At 61.2% G+C, this 12079-nt stretch carries 16 protein-coding genes and 1 pseudogene; 4 read left to right on the top strand and 13 right to left on the bottom strand.

The genetic code is table 11. The annotated features are described in order from the left end of the window. Window positions 1-145 precede the first annotated feature (145 nt). The 3 genes from U5L98_RS18645 to U5L98_RS02105 are packed head-to-tail and all read right to left on the bottom strand — an operon-like array spanning window position 146 to window position 1532. Window positions 146-691 (bottom strand): glycosyl transferase family 90, encoded by a 546-nt coding sequence (locus U5L98_RS18645; protein WP_416208165.1) that lies wholly within the window; start codon window positions 689-691, stop codon window positions 146-148. After that, complete coding sequence (locus U5L98_RS02110; protein WP_322556701.1) at window positions 658-1113, bottom strand: hypothetical protein; 456 nt, start codon at window positions 1111-1113, stop codon at window positions 658-660. The genes U5L98_RS18645 and U5L98_RS02110 overlap by 34 nt, the downstream gene beginning before the upstream one ends. After that, window positions 1110-1532 carry a glycosyltransferase family 4 protein gene (locus tag U5L98_RS02105; protein WP_322556700.1) on the bottom strand — a complete coding sequence of 141 codons (423 nt, stop codon included), beginning with the start codon at window positions 1530-1532 and terminating at the stop codon, window positions 1110-1112. The genes U5L98_RS02110 and U5L98_RS02105 overlap by 4 nt, the downstream gene beginning before the upstream one ends. A 27-nt stretch (window positions 1533-1559) precedes the next feature. Between U5L98_RS02105 and U5L98_RS02100 the strand changes: the two genes are divergently transcribed. Beyond that, window positions 1560-1820 carry a hypothetical protein gene (locus U5L98_RS02100; RefSeq protein WP_322556699.1) on the top strand — a complete coding sequence of 87 codons (261 nt, stop codon included), beginning with the start codon at window positions 1560-1562 and terminating at the stop codon, window positions 1818-1820. A gap of 157 nt (window positions 1821-1977) precedes the next feature. On the opposite strand, the gene U5L98_RS02095 is transcribed toward U5L98_RS02100, so the two are convergent. The 8 genes from U5L98_RS02095 to U5L98_RS02060 form a co-directional block, all read right to left on the bottom strand. Beyond that, the gene (locus tag U5L98_RS02095) at window positions 1978-2166 is read right to left on the bottom strand and encodes a hypothetical protein (RefSeq protein WP_322556698.1); all 189 of its coding nucleotides are present in this window, start codon (window positions 2164-2166) and stop codon (window positions 1978-1980) included. A 2-nt stretch (window positions 2167-2168) separates the two neighbouring features. Next, a complete protein-coding gene (locus U5L98_RS02090; RefSeq protein WP_322556697.1) occupies window positions 2169-2621 on the bottom strand; it encodes a hypothetical protein in 453 nt (150 codons plus the stop codon). Next, window positions 2618-2953 carry a glycosyltransferase family 2 protein gene (locus tag U5L98_RS02085; RefSeq protein WP_322556696.1) on the bottom strand — a complete coding sequence of 112 codons (336 nt, stop codon included), beginning with the start codon at window positions 2951-2953 and terminating at the stop codon, window positions 2618-2620. The genes U5L98_RS02090 and U5L98_RS02085 overlap by 4 nt, the downstream gene beginning before the upstream one ends. Next, complete coding sequence (locus U5L98_RS02080) at window positions 2950-3342, bottom strand: glycosyltransferase (RefSeq protein WP_322556695.1); 393 nt, start codon at window positions 3340-3342, stop codon at window positions 2950-2952. The genes U5L98_RS02085 and U5L98_RS02080 overlap by 4 nt, the downstream gene beginning before the upstream one ends. 9 nt (window positions 3343-3351) lie before the next feature. Then, window positions 3352-4098: a glycosyltransferase gene (locus tag U5L98_RS02075; RefSeq protein WP_322556694.1), complete on the bottom strand. Its 747-nt coding sequence runs from the start codon at window positions 4096-4098 to the stop codon at window positions 3352-3354. 171 nt (window positions 4099-4269) lie between these two features. After that, on the bottom strand, window positions 4270-4755 hold the full coding sequence (locus U5L98_RS02070) for an O-antigen ligase family protein (protein ID WP_322557056.1): 486 nt from the start codon (window positions 4753-4755) through the stop codon (window positions 4270-4272). Beyond that, complete coding sequence (locus U5L98_RS02065; RefSeq protein ID WP_322557067.1) at window positions 4703-5362, bottom strand: hypothetical protein; 660 nt, start codon at window positions 5360-5362, stop codon at window positions 4703-4705. Before U5L98_RS02065 ends, U5L98_RS02070 begins: the two co-directional genes overlap by 53 nt. A 95-nt stretch (window positions 5363-5457) precedes the next feature. Next, window positions 5458-6267, bottom strand: a complete 810-nt coding sequence (locus tag U5L98_RS02060; RefSeq protein WP_322556693.1) for a 3-deoxy-D-manno-octulosonic acid kinase — start codon at window positions 6265-6267, stop codon at window positions 5458-5460. Here U5L98_RS02060 and U5L98_RS02055 point away from each other — a divergent pair. From U5L98_RS02055 to waaA, 3 genes and pseudogenes are all read left to right on the top strand, one after another. Continuing rightward, a pseudogene (locus tag U5L98_RS02055) lies at window positions 6266-7364 on the top strand (glycosyltransferase family 9 protein). The gene U5L98_RS02060 and the pseudogene U5L98_RS02055 sit on opposite strands and share 2 nt — an antisense overlap. After that, a complete protein-coding gene (gene hldE / locus U5L98_RS02050; RefSeq protein WP_322556692.1) occupies window positions 7354-8784 on the top strand; it encodes a bifunctional D-glycero-beta-D-manno-heptose-7-phosphate kinase/D-glycero-beta-D-manno-heptose 1-phosphate adenylyltransferase HldE in 1431 nt (476 codons plus the stop codon). The pseudogene U5L98_RS02055 and the gene hldE overlap by 11 nt, the downstream one beginning before the upstream one ends. Further along, window positions 8784-10079, top strand: a complete 1296-nt coding sequence (waaA, locus tag U5L98_RS02045) for a lipid IV(A) 3-deoxy-D-manno-octulosonic acid transferase (RefSeq protein WP_322556691.1) — start codon at window positions 8784-8786, stop codon at window positions 10077-10079. Before hldE ends, waaA begins: the two co-directional genes overlap by 1 nt. 109 nt (window positions 10080-10188) lie before the next feature. Here waaA and U5L98_RS02040 read toward each other — a convergent pair whose 3' ends face one another. Both U5L98_RS02040 and U5L98_RS02035 read right to left on the bottom strand, forming a co-directional pair. Then, window positions 10189-11169: a GlcNAc-transferase family protein gene (locus U5L98_RS02040; protein ID WP_322556690.1), complete on the bottom strand. Its 981-nt coding sequence runs from the start codon at window positions 11167-11169 to the stop codon at window positions 10189-10191. 127 nt (window positions 11170-11296) lie between these two features. Further along, window positions 11297-12034, bottom strand: coding sequence for a hypothetical protein (locus U5L98_RS02035; RefSeq protein WP_322556689.1), 738 nt, complete (start codon window positions 12032-12034; stop codon window positions 11297-11299). Window positions 12035-12079: the final 45 nt, after the last annotated feature.

Genomic DNA, 12079 nt, shown 5'->3' with positions numbered 1-12079 from the left:
ATTGGGTGGAAGGCCTTCCTATCAAGTAGGCACGTTGGCCATGGCCAGGAGAATGGCGCCAGCATCGATCAGAGGGCCGGCACCAGACGTGCCGGGTTCGATGCCACGGCCTCGGTACGATGATCTACCCTACGCGGGAATCACGTCATTGACAGCTGTCCCGAATCGATGAAGTACTTTTGAAGGACCAGCAGTCCGATAAGGCGTTCCCGCGCGGTATCGCGAAACGTTGCGACATAGCGGTTCGCCTGGAGGATGATCGCCTTCGCTTCCTCGGGGTTGGCCTCGTAATAGGCGATCTTGTCGTCGAGGTCTGAATAGTCGTCCTTGAGCTGTACGTAGTGATAGCCGGGCGTAGTTGCCCTTCCATGAACCAGGTCTCGAAGCGCGGCCGGCGCATCAGGCACAGAGAGTTGGAGGCCATGATCCACTTCAGGTTGGTGGCGACGTCTTTGCCTTCGATGCTGAGAATATAGCGGTAGCGCAGCTGCTCCGAAACCGAAAGGAAGTCGCCATGCCAGGGGTTGCCGGCAGCGTTGCGGTGGATATCGGCGACGTTGCACAGCGGATGATCATGGAAGTCCCGCACGAAGCGGCGACGATGCTCCTGGTGGCAAGCGCCACGCCAGACGGCTAGCGGGCGTTTCTGTTCGAAGCTCAGCTGGTCACCGGGCAGGTAGTAGTGGCGCACTCGATTGAGCTTGAGCAGGACGCTGTTGTGATTGTGCTCACCGATGGGGCGACTCTTGACCAGGGTAGGCACCTCGGGCACTTCCCTGACATCGCCGAACTGGTGGCAGAAGCGCAGCTCCGGGGGAAGTAGCGCAGTAGCGATACCAGGTCCAGATGGTGAGACCAACTCTTCTCGCGTTGAAAATGCGCGAGGCAGAGGGCGTCCTCGGGCAGGGCAACGGGGCCGGTCAGGCGGTTGTAGTAGTGCACGCGCTGCCAGATCGCCTGTCGCTCCGCCGGCGGCAGCGCTTCCACCTGACGTAGCAGCCGTTTCTGCCGATGTCGCAGCCAGCGGGAGGGGACCAGGTGCTGGGCGGCATGGCCGGCGTAGATGCTCGCCTTGTGCAGGTTCTTGTGGGCCTTGGCCGTGATCGGTTTCACCGGGATGTCTCCTGGTACTGAGGATCTAAGAGCTTCCGATAGAGGCGCATATAGGCGGCTGCCATGGTGCGAGGGCTGTAGTCTTCCAGACGTTCGCTGGCCTGTCGGCAGAGCCGGCGACGCAGGTCGGGCTCTGCCTTGAGGCGCAGGAGCCCGTCGGCCAGGGCATCTGCATCGCCGGAGGGAAACAGCAGTCCCGTTTTCTCGTGTTCGATGATGTCGGGGATGCCGCCGACCTGGCTGGCGATGATCGGTACCTCGAGTTGCATGACGTCGAGCAGCACTGAACCCAGGCCTTCGTTGCGCGAGGGAAAGGCGAAGGCATCCAGGCCGGCGATATAGTCGGCGATGTTTTCCTTGAAGCCCAGCCATTCGACATTGGCGAGGTCGGCGGATTCCTGCTCGAAGCGCCTGGGCATCTTCGCCGTTCCCCAGGAAGGAAGTGCATGTCGGGTGCCTCATCAGCCAGCCTGCGCGCCGCCTTCAACAGCACGCGCCTGGCCCTTGTGGCGGTCCACCAGGGCGCCGGCATGGCCGACCAGGAATCTGTCCGGATAGCGCAGCACGCCATGCTGCCATTTTCTCGGCATCGCCGAGAGGCCGGCATGGGCGCTGGGGATGCGCTCGACGCTTCCCGAGCCGCTGGCCTCCAGTTGGGCACTGGCATCAGCCGGGAAATCGCCACGCGACTGGCGGCTTGCCGATAGCAGAGACGGTTGATCGCCTTGTCCTTGATCGGGGTGTCAACGCGCCGTGTGATCAGATAGGGCGTGCCGGTGAGGCGATGGTGCAGCCAGGCCCAGTGGACGCCCTTGGCCTCATGGGCGTGTACCAGGTCTGTGGGCCGAGGCGTCGGTGGCCTTGTCACGGCTGGTTGGCCGTGATCAGCGAAAGGCCCGGCACGTCGCGAAGATGCTTGCGCATGGGGGAGTCGCTTCGACATACCAGCCGCTGGTGGAGCTGTGGCTCCTCGGCAAGGGCGCGAATCAGCAGCTCGGTCTGCCGCTCGCCACCGCGAAAGCCGCGGGCCAGATTGACATGGGTAACGCGCATGGTCACCAGACCCTGTTGAAGTCTTCGTTGGCGAGCACCTGCGGGTCGCGCTGATACTCGAGCAGCTTGGCGTACTTCAGGTAGCTGTTGAGGCCGGCGCTGATAGCCACCGTCATGCCATCGACGCCACCCATGAAGCCACGCTGAAATAGATACTTGCGGACGAAGGCGTTGAGACCGTGAAGGAAGGGCGAGAAGGCGTTGGCGCGCTTGCCCTTCTGATACATGATCTTGGCCGCGCGTCCGCTGAAGTTGCGTCCCGGCTTGGCGAACAGTTCGCCCAGATTGGCAAAGGAGTAGTGCAGCATGTCGGCATCGAGCCGGCAGGGGTTGGTAGCATCGACGCTGGCATGCTGTTTGACCTCGGCGAAACGCGCGCCGCGCCGGTGGTGATAGAGCCTTAGGCAGTAGTCGGGATACCAGCCGCACACGCGTATCCAGCGCGAGCCGATCATGTTGCGGCGGCGGAAGGCGAAGGCATCGTGCGGGGTGTTGGCCAGGTCGAGGTCGCGATCGCCGCGACCATCTCCGGGGTAAGGCGCTCATCGGCATCCAAACTGAGCATCCAGTCATGGCTGGCGTGGGCGAGCGCCACGTTCTTTTGCAGGCCGTCGCCCAGATAGGGCTGATGGACGACTCTGGCGCCCAGTGATTCGGCGATGCTCACGGTCTCGTCATGGCTGCCGGAGTCCACCACGATCACCTCATCGCAGACCTGTCGCACCGTGGCGATGCAATCGGCGATGTTGTCGGCTTCATTGAGGGTGATGATGTTGGCCGAGATCATGAGTCAGGCGGCTCCTGCAGAAACTTGGCGGTGACCTGTGTCGGGGAGAAGGCGTCCAACCAGCGCTCGTCGATGGTGTAGCGTCCAGCGTCCAGGGTCGTGTCCACCCGATGCGCCAGGGCCTCGGGGGTCATCTCGCTGAGATAGGCAGACAGCTCCCCGTGCATGATATCCCGTACGCCACCGGGACAGTCCACGGAGACCACCGGCGTACCGCACGCCAGGGCTTCCAACAGCACGATCCCGAGCCCTTCATGAGTAGAGCTCAACACGAACAGCCTGGCGTGCTGCATCCAGGGGTAGGGGTTGAGTTGGTGCCCGGCGAAATGGACCCGGTCGGCGATTCCCAGCGCTGTCGCCAAGGCCTCCAGATCCTTGCGCAGGGCCATCACCAACGATTACCAGGGGCAGGGAGGTCCGCATAAGCGCATAGGCCTGCAGCAGCAGGCGGTGATTCTTCTGCGGTACCAGGCGCGCCACGTTAAGCAGATAGGGAGCGTGTGCCGGTGCCGGAGAGTCTGCCTGGGCGGCGCGGCGGATATCGACGATAGGGCAGGGGTTGGTGATGGTACGCAGGGAGGCGGGAACGATGCCGAACTCCGCAGGGTGGCATCGACCTGACGCTCGACCCCGGTGGAGACGGTGACCAGGTGCTTGCCGTGAAACAGGCAGCGCGCCTTGAGGCGTGCCAGCCTGTCTCGCTGGCCGTTCATCTTCAGGATGTTTTCCAGGACGTAGCAGGCGCGGGGATCGCGGAAGGACCAGATCGCCTCGAAGGTTCCCATGCCCCGGAAGATGATGCGATCGAAGCGCCCGTGCCGCTGCTCCAGGCGATTCAGCTCGCGCTGGAAGAGTCGCCCACCCCACCAGCCAGCGATCAAGAAATGGCTCTTGCGTACCACGGCATTGCCGATCCGCGCGGCGATGTCGACGGCACCACCCAGGCCGGAGCGCCACATCGCCCGTGAGAGCGCAAAGTGATGGACGTGGACGCGTGCATCCTGGGGTGACAGGTGCGGTGGTCGCGCCTTGAAGGTCATCAGGTGGCTCTCGTGTCCCTGGGCAGCGAAGGCATCGGCCAGGTTGACGGCGACTCTTTCCATGCCGCCGATCTTCAGCGTACGAACCACCACTAGCGTGCGCATTCGTTTCCCTCTCGCCGAGGTGGTAGCGGCCCCGTACTGCCAGCGCCAGATATGCGTGACCAGTCCCCCTACCACCAGGTTGTGTACATCAGACGCCGGTCCAAAAGGCGTTGTAGGCCTCGAACTGATTGACCACCAACCAGTAGACGAAGAAGCCTGCACCGAACAGCGCTATCTGCGCCCGGCGTCGCGCCCGCCCGCCATGCCCGCCAGGTTCCTAGCCCGATCCATCAGCGCCAAGGTCGTGATCAGCGCTACCCCCAGCAGACCATAGGCTACCCAGACCTCCAGTAGATAGTTGTGCGGGTGGCCAAAATTTTCCTTTACGAAGGGGGGCAGCCACGGCGTGTGTTCGATGACCAGGCTGCGCGCCTGGCCGCCCCAACCTACCAGCGGACGCTGTTCGATCCATTCCAGGGCGGCCAGCCAGGTGTTGATGCGGATACCGATGCTGGTATACGGAACGTTTTCCACTCCCCCCTCAAGTAAGCTGTGCCAACACTCCCTCTCGGAAGTCATACGCTCTACCAGCGGCGGGTAGAAGAGAAGCAGTAATCCGCCAAGGAGCGCAACACCGAAACACAAGCTGATCGACAGCGTCCTTCTACTGGGAGGCTCGTACCCGCCTCGCCGAACATGGTAAAGCCACAGTAGCAACGTAAACGGCAGAGCCAGCGACAACGCCAACCATATCGCGCGTGTCTGACCCGATTAGAACACCGCTCAGGGCAATAGTGGTCAGTAGGCTCCATATCAAGGTTCGCATTACTCGCCATGGACCCACCGCCAAACACCGCGGCGCAAAGATCATCAACCCCAGCAGCGCGATACCGAACAACATGGGACCATGCTGATAATTGCGAATGCCGAATCCAACACGCTGACCCTGTAACCCCGCCCGCCATTCGTCCAGGCCACCACCGAGCAAGAAGCTCGCCACCACATAGCCACCTAGCGCTAGGCCCCACAGGAGTAGAGTCCGACGCGTGCTGCCGGCCAGCCACCAAGCCACCGCAATGAAGATGAAAAGCTTGCCCAGACGATCGAGCCTTGGGTTATCCGCCACCCATTCTGGGTGGTGAAAATAGCCCAGCGTCCATGACAATAGTTGCACCAACACGGCGGCACCAAGTAGCGACATTGGCGCGGAGTAACGCAGCCGCTTACCGTAGAACAGCACCGCAACCAAACCGAGCAGCGCGGTCAGTGTTTCGGCTGGCGACCCCACCGTAGGCCACAGCACGCGCAGTGCAGCGTACGTCATCAAGGCTACGCTACCTAACTGCCACAGCCAGCACGGTCTGGTACTAAAGGGCGAGGGTACCCCAGCCTTGTCATGCATCGTTGATAGTCCCTAATTTACCTTTGCCATCTTGCCCTGTTCAGACCAGTGCCTTGGCAACTGGCAAAGTTGTGTGGTGCTTGGCTCCGACAAATGCCTAACGGTGCGTAGCTCCGTTTAATTGATTCCATGTCATCGGCAGCACCGAACTTGGTCAGCGAGCGCTCGAGACGCGCGAGATTGTCGGCCTTCCAGTCACCGTCACGGCGCAGTCGGCAGCGGTCCAGATCGATCAGCCAGACCTTCCCTAGAGGGTCGACCAGCAGGTTGCGGGCGTCGAGGTCCACGTGATCCAGGCCGGCGTCATGGAAGCGGCGGATGGTGGTGCCGACATGTTGCAGTAGGGCGTCGTCGGCTACGCCTTCGATAGCAAGTTCCGCCAGGGCGCGGGCGCCGGAGATACGCTCGGTGATCAAGGCAGCTTCATAGGTGAGGCCATGGCGGGCCACCCGAGCGGCCACCGGCCGTGGCACGGGCAGGCCGCGGGCATGCAGGTCGGCGGTCAGGCGTATTTCACGAAAGGCGCGGGTTCGCTCCAGTCCGGTCCACAGGTAGCGGTCATCGCTGAGCCGGGCGATGAGCCCGCCGCGGCGATAGGGCCTGAGCACCCACTGGGCGCCCGCCTCGAAGGGGCTGGCATCGAGGAAGAGGCTGACTCCACGACCGGGGGCCTCGCCGATGACTCGGTCGGCGTTGCGCCAGTAGGCGGAATCGAAGGCACAGGGGGGGATGGGCGGCATCGTTTGTGACTCCTGGTCGGCGTCACATAAACTGTCCGCATCATATAGAATGAAAATCTTTCCCGCTCGATACGTTGCCAACCGCATGAAGCATCCTCTGCCTGCCCGACCTCAGCATATCTGCGTACTGCGGCTCTCCGCCCTGGGCGATGTCTGTAACCTGGTACCGACGGTACGTGCCCTGCAGCGTCAGTGGCCCGAGGCGCGGATCACCTGGATCATCGGCAAGGCGGAGAACAGTCTACTGTCGGGCCTCTCCGGGGTCGAGTTCGTCGTCTACGACAAGGCGACGGGACTGGCGGGCATGCGCGCCCTATGGCGCGAGCTGGCCGATACCCGCTTCGACCTGCTGCTGCACATGCAGCAGGCGCTGCGCGCCAGTGTGCTCTCCCTGGGGCTGAAGGCCGACCTCCGGGTGGGTTATGACAAGGCCCGCGCCAAGGATGTCCAGAACTGGTTCACCCAGCGCCAGCTGGCACCCCATCACGGGGGCCCATGTGCTCGAGTCGTACCTCGATTTCGCTCGCCTGCTGGGCGTCGAGGATCTCTCTCTGGCCTGGGATCTTCCGGTGCCCGGAACGGCCGTCGAAGAGGCACGTGGCATCACCGGGGAAACGCCCTACCTGCTGATCAGCCCCTGCGCCAACCCGCGCCTGCGCAATTATCGCAACTGGTCCGCCGAGGGCTATGCGGCAGTGATCGACCATGCCTGGCGGCAGCACGGGTTGAAGACGGTACTCACTGGGGGTGGCAGCACCCAGGAACGCCAGCTCGGTGAGCGTATCCAGGCTCTCTGTCCCGACGAGGTGGTGATCGACGTTATCGGTGAAACCTCGCTCAAGGGCCTGCTGGCGCTGATCCGGCAAAGTCGGGCGACGATCGCTCCGGACTCGGGCCCGGTGCACATGGCCAATGCCGTGGGCGCGCCGGTGGTGGGGCTCTACGCGACCACCAACCCCAGCCGGGCTGGCCCCTACCTGTGGCGCGATTTCGTGGTCGATCGCTACCCGGATGCCGTGCGTGCCTTCCTCCAAAAGGCGCCCGAGGATCTCCCCTGGGGCCAGCGAGTCCGTCACCCCGATGCCATGTCGTTGATTCGTGCTGAGGATGTGATCGAGCGCCTCGAAGCCGTGCTGGCCCTATCCGAGACCTCACAGGACACGGAGTTCCCTGATGAAGCTTGACCTGACGGCCCTGGAGCGCTCCCGCCTGCTGGTGGTGGGCGATGTCATGCTCGATCGCTACTGGCATGGCGGTACCTCGCGTATCTCCCCGGAGGCGCCGGTGCCGGTGGTTCGGGTCGACGAGTCGGAAGACCGCCCCGGCGGTGCCGCGAACGTGGCCCTCAACATCGCCTCGCTGGGCGCCCATGCCGCCCTGGCCGGGCTGGTGGGTGATGATGACAATGCCGATCGTCTGGTCTCCCGCCTGGAGGATGCCGGAGTAAGTACTCACTTCGACCGTAGCCCGGGTATTCCCACCATCACCAAGCTGAGAGTAATGAGCCGCAACCAGCAGCTGATCCGCCTGGACTTCGAGGAGGGGCTCGGTGATGTCGATACCAGCGGGCTGCTTTCACGCGTCGAGGCGGCCCTGCCCGACTGTGACTTGGTGATTCTCTCCGACTACGGCAAGGGAACCCTGAACCGAATCGAGGCGCTGATCCAGCTGGTCAAGGCCACCGGCAAGCGGGTGCTCGTCGACCCCAAAGGCAGCGACTTTGGCCGCTACCGCGGGGCCAGTGTGATTACCCCCAATCTGGGCGAATTCGAGGCCGTGATGGGTCACTGCCGGAACGACGCCGAGCTCGCTACCAGGGGCGAGGCGCTGCGCGCCGATTTGGAGCTGGAGGCGCTGCTGATTACCCGCAGCGAGAAGGGGATGACGCTGATTCGCGAGGGGCACGAGCCGCTGCACTTGCCCACTCGAGCCCGTGAGGTCTTCGACGTTACCGGGGCGGGCGACACCGTGATCGGCATACTGGGTCTGGCACTGGCGGCTGGGCACGGCTTCGCCGAAGCAATGACGCTGGCCAACCTTGCCGCCGGGCTGGTGGTGGCCAAGCCTGGCACCGCGACCCTGTCCATTGCCGAGCTCTATACGGCCCTGCACGGCGACAAGCTGGCCGAGTTCGGGGTGATCGAGGAACCTGCGTTGGTCGAGGCGGTGCGTGCCGCCCAGGCCCGCGGCGAGCGGGTGGTGATGACCAATGGCTGCTTCGATATCCTGCATGCGGGCCACGTTGCCTACCTGGAACAGGCCCGTCGACTCGGCGACCGGCTGGTGGTGGCCGTCAACGATGATGCCTCCATCGGCCGCCTCAAGGGCCCCAAGCGGCCCATCAATCCCCTGGCGCGGCGCATGCAGGTGCTGGCCGGCCTGGGCGCCGTCGACTGGGTGGTGGCCTTCGGCGAGGACACGCCTCAGCGGCTGATTGAAGTGGTGCTGCCCGATGTGCTGGTCAAGGGGGGTGACTATCGCCCCGAGGAGATCGCCGGCGGCGAGGCCGTTCGTGAAGCCGGAGGCGAGGTCAAGGTGCTGGGCTTCGAGGATGGCGTCTCCACCACGGCGATGATCTCCACCATCCTCGATCGTGAGGCCTGATGTCGACGCCACATCCCTGGGTCCGTCGGGGTTATGCGACGGCCCTCTACCTCATTGCGCCGCTGATCTGGCGACGCGTCTGGCGCGAGCAGCTGCCCGGGCGGTCGCGTCGTGAGCGGCTGGGTTTCATCCCTTCCACCGGCAAGGGAGGTCGCACCCTCTGGCTACATTGCGCCTCGGTGGGCGAGGTGCAAGCCGCCCGACCCTTGATCGAGGCGCTCTGCGAACGCTGGCCCGGTCATCGCCTGGTCATCACCACCATGACCGCCACCGGGGCGGAGCGAGTGCTAGCACTGGCAGAGAGTGGCGTTAAATCAAGGGATAGAGGCGAAGTGAGTCATCACTTCGTTCCGCTGGACTTCCCCGGCGCCGCCCGCCGTTTCGTCTCCCGGCTACGCCCCGAGCTTGCCATCTTCTTCGAGACTGAACTCTGGCCCAACCTGCTGGCCGCCTGCGATCGGTCGGGCGTACCGGTGGCGGTGGTCAACGGCCGCCTCTCGGCTCGTGCCTGGCGCGGCTATCGTCGAGTGCGACCGCTGATGCAGGAGGCCCTGAGCCATGTGGCCTGGCTGGCGGCCAAGTCTGAAGCTGATGCCCAGCGCTTCATTGAGCTGGGCATGGCGGGGGAACGCACCACGGTGGTGGGTTCGCTGAAGTTCGATATTGGCACCAAGGGTGAAGCTGAAGAGGTAAGTAAGCGCTTGCGTACCAGGCTCGGCAACCGGCCGGTCTGGGTGGCCGGCTCCACCCATCCCGGCGAGGACGAGCAGGTGCTGGCCGCGCATGCCCGCCTGCTGGAGCGGCTCCCCGGCGCGTTACTGGTCCTGGTGCCTCGTCACCCCCGCCGGTTCGACGCCGTGGCCTCCCTGTGCCGCCAGGCGGGCCTGACGCTGGCGCGCCGCTCCCGTGACGAGTGGCCCGGGGACGACACGGCCGTCTACCTGGGCGACACCATGGGGGATCTGCTGGCGCTCTATGGCGCATCCGACCTGGCCTTCGTCGGCGGCAGCCTGGTGCCCATCGGCGGACACAACCTGCTGGAGCCGGCCGCCCTGGGCATCCCGGTGCTCACCGGGCCGGCGCTGGCCAACTTCGAGGACGTGGCCGAGGTGATGCGCGAGGCCGGCGCCCTGGTGGAAGTCACCGATGCTGAGGCATTGGCCAAGGCATTGGTTCGGTTACTGGGTGATGACGTCGAATGCAACCGCCTTGTCGAAGCCGGTACCCGGATGATGGCGTCCAATCGGGGCGCCCTCGAGCGCACCCTGACTATCATCAAGCGCTTTTTGCCGTAGAGCTTAATACCTCATAATAGGAGGCAAATACGGAATGAACCGAACGGGTATCAGGCAGCACATAGACGATGCCGCTGGAGCGCTTGAAAAAGATTCGGGTGCGCTGGCTTCACGGTTTCAAGGTTATTATTCTCGTATGGGGAGCTTCGATTTTTTTACCAGGATAATCGATTCCGCTGAAGTGAGCGAATTCATCAAGCTTTCTGACGCTTCCCAGTCCAAAGCCTGTGCTGAGTATCTTGTTATTGATCAAGTCTGACAGTCGCAGCTCAGACGTTGCTTGTCTTTCCAGCCACTTTATCTTTCTTTTTTTCTCGATGTTTTTACTCCAATGGTGGGCAGAACTCTCAACACCCTTCTGTTTATAGAGATGCAAGAGGGGTATCTGATCATGACGAGGATGAAAAACATCCCAACCTCTTGTGTATGCTCGCAAGGCTATACCCTGTTCCTCCCCGTGAAAATAGAATTTTGGGTCATAGGGAATATCGTCCAGAAAATGGCCAAGTGTAAAGAGGAACCCACCTGCGACATGATATCCGGTTGAGTAATCACCGCCTTTATCATGAGAAACCTTGAACTTGAGTTCGTATGAATCCTGCCTAGCGAAGCCTTCGTCCTTCACCGTCAAGGAGTAGATGGATTTGGTAGGCGTATATTTCTCAAAAGGGATGCCGTTCTCATCAAATTCAAAAGGTGGAGGGTATGTACTAATAATCGGCAGATGGCTATACTTTTTCAGATTCATCAACTGCTCGGTAAGTAATGTATCCCAATGCGACTTGAACAGTGTATGCGAGTCAATCTGTAGATAAAAATCTTCTCCGTCACAAAGACCACCAACCATATTCCTAGCCCAGCAAACACCTTTCGAGTCGACAGGGCTTATATGTAGATAACGGACATTGTCTTGCCAATGAAATTCATTAAATAAAATCGTTAAATTATCGAAAGACTGGTCGAGAACTCCAACATAGATATCATTTTTTCCACTTGATCTATCAAATAAACTTCTTAATGTAAGCAAGAGGTTTCGATCACAGAACGCAGCAATGCTTACAAATATTGATTTTCTATTTTCCGAGATCATAATGTAAGACCTTATTATATTTAATGAGGACATCCGTTGGTTTACTACTAAAAAGTCAGAGTTACTGATGCTGCGCAAGGGTAGTCAGTGACTGGCGACAGGGATAGCGGCATGTCCCAACACCGAATCACTTGACCTGATAATAGGAGGCAAATACGGAATGAACCGAGCGGGTTTCAGGCAGCACATAGACGATGCCATTGGAGCGCTTGAATTCAGTATTTACTATGGTGTTAAAAAAGTGTTCCGACACATTGATACAACCATAGGAAATCCGCTTGTCTTCTCGATGGGGTGACGCCAATCGCTCCGCACGGCGCTCAATAGGATTACCGGTAATGACCGTATGAAGGGATATGGCGTTTTCATAATCCACCCAGAGTATCTGTTCACCCTTGAGATTATGCCCCAACGAGGCCACGAAGCGGCCCGCTGGCGTCGTCCGCTCATGCGGGCGTATGCTCGCCAGGGTACGCTCACCTATGCCCGGCACTGAATCATCACCCACCGCAAGACCCAGCAAGGCGGATGCCTCGCCACTGAGCTGGCCTCTCGCATCGAACATGAATACCCTTGCCTCACGCTTGTCGATAACCATGAATGGCATACCAAGATTATCTTTTGAATCGACAACCCAATCGACGATGGTTCTCACCTCCTGTGAGGCATGCTCAAGTGCGGTCACGCTCTGAGTCAAATATAGAGGGGAGGCTGCCTCTTCCCTTCCTTGAGTCAGCACCTGAAGATGCCAGAAAAATTCGGGCTGATTCCCAGTTGAGTCGCCATAGGTATTCGCCTGAACGAGTTGAGGCGCTATAAGGGCGAAAATCAGCCACCACAGACGGAGTTTTTTAGTGAGTTTCAAGGCAATGCTTCCTCGTCGTCTTCGTTGCAGGGAGGTTACGTCACC

The organism is Halomonas sp. (genome assembly GCF_034520545.1).
In the GTDB taxonomy this organism is placed as follows: Bacteria; Pseudomonadota; Gammaproteobacteria; order Pseudomonadales; family Halomonadaceae; genus Halomonas.
This window is presented reverse-complemented; position numbering and strand designations above follow the sequence as displayed.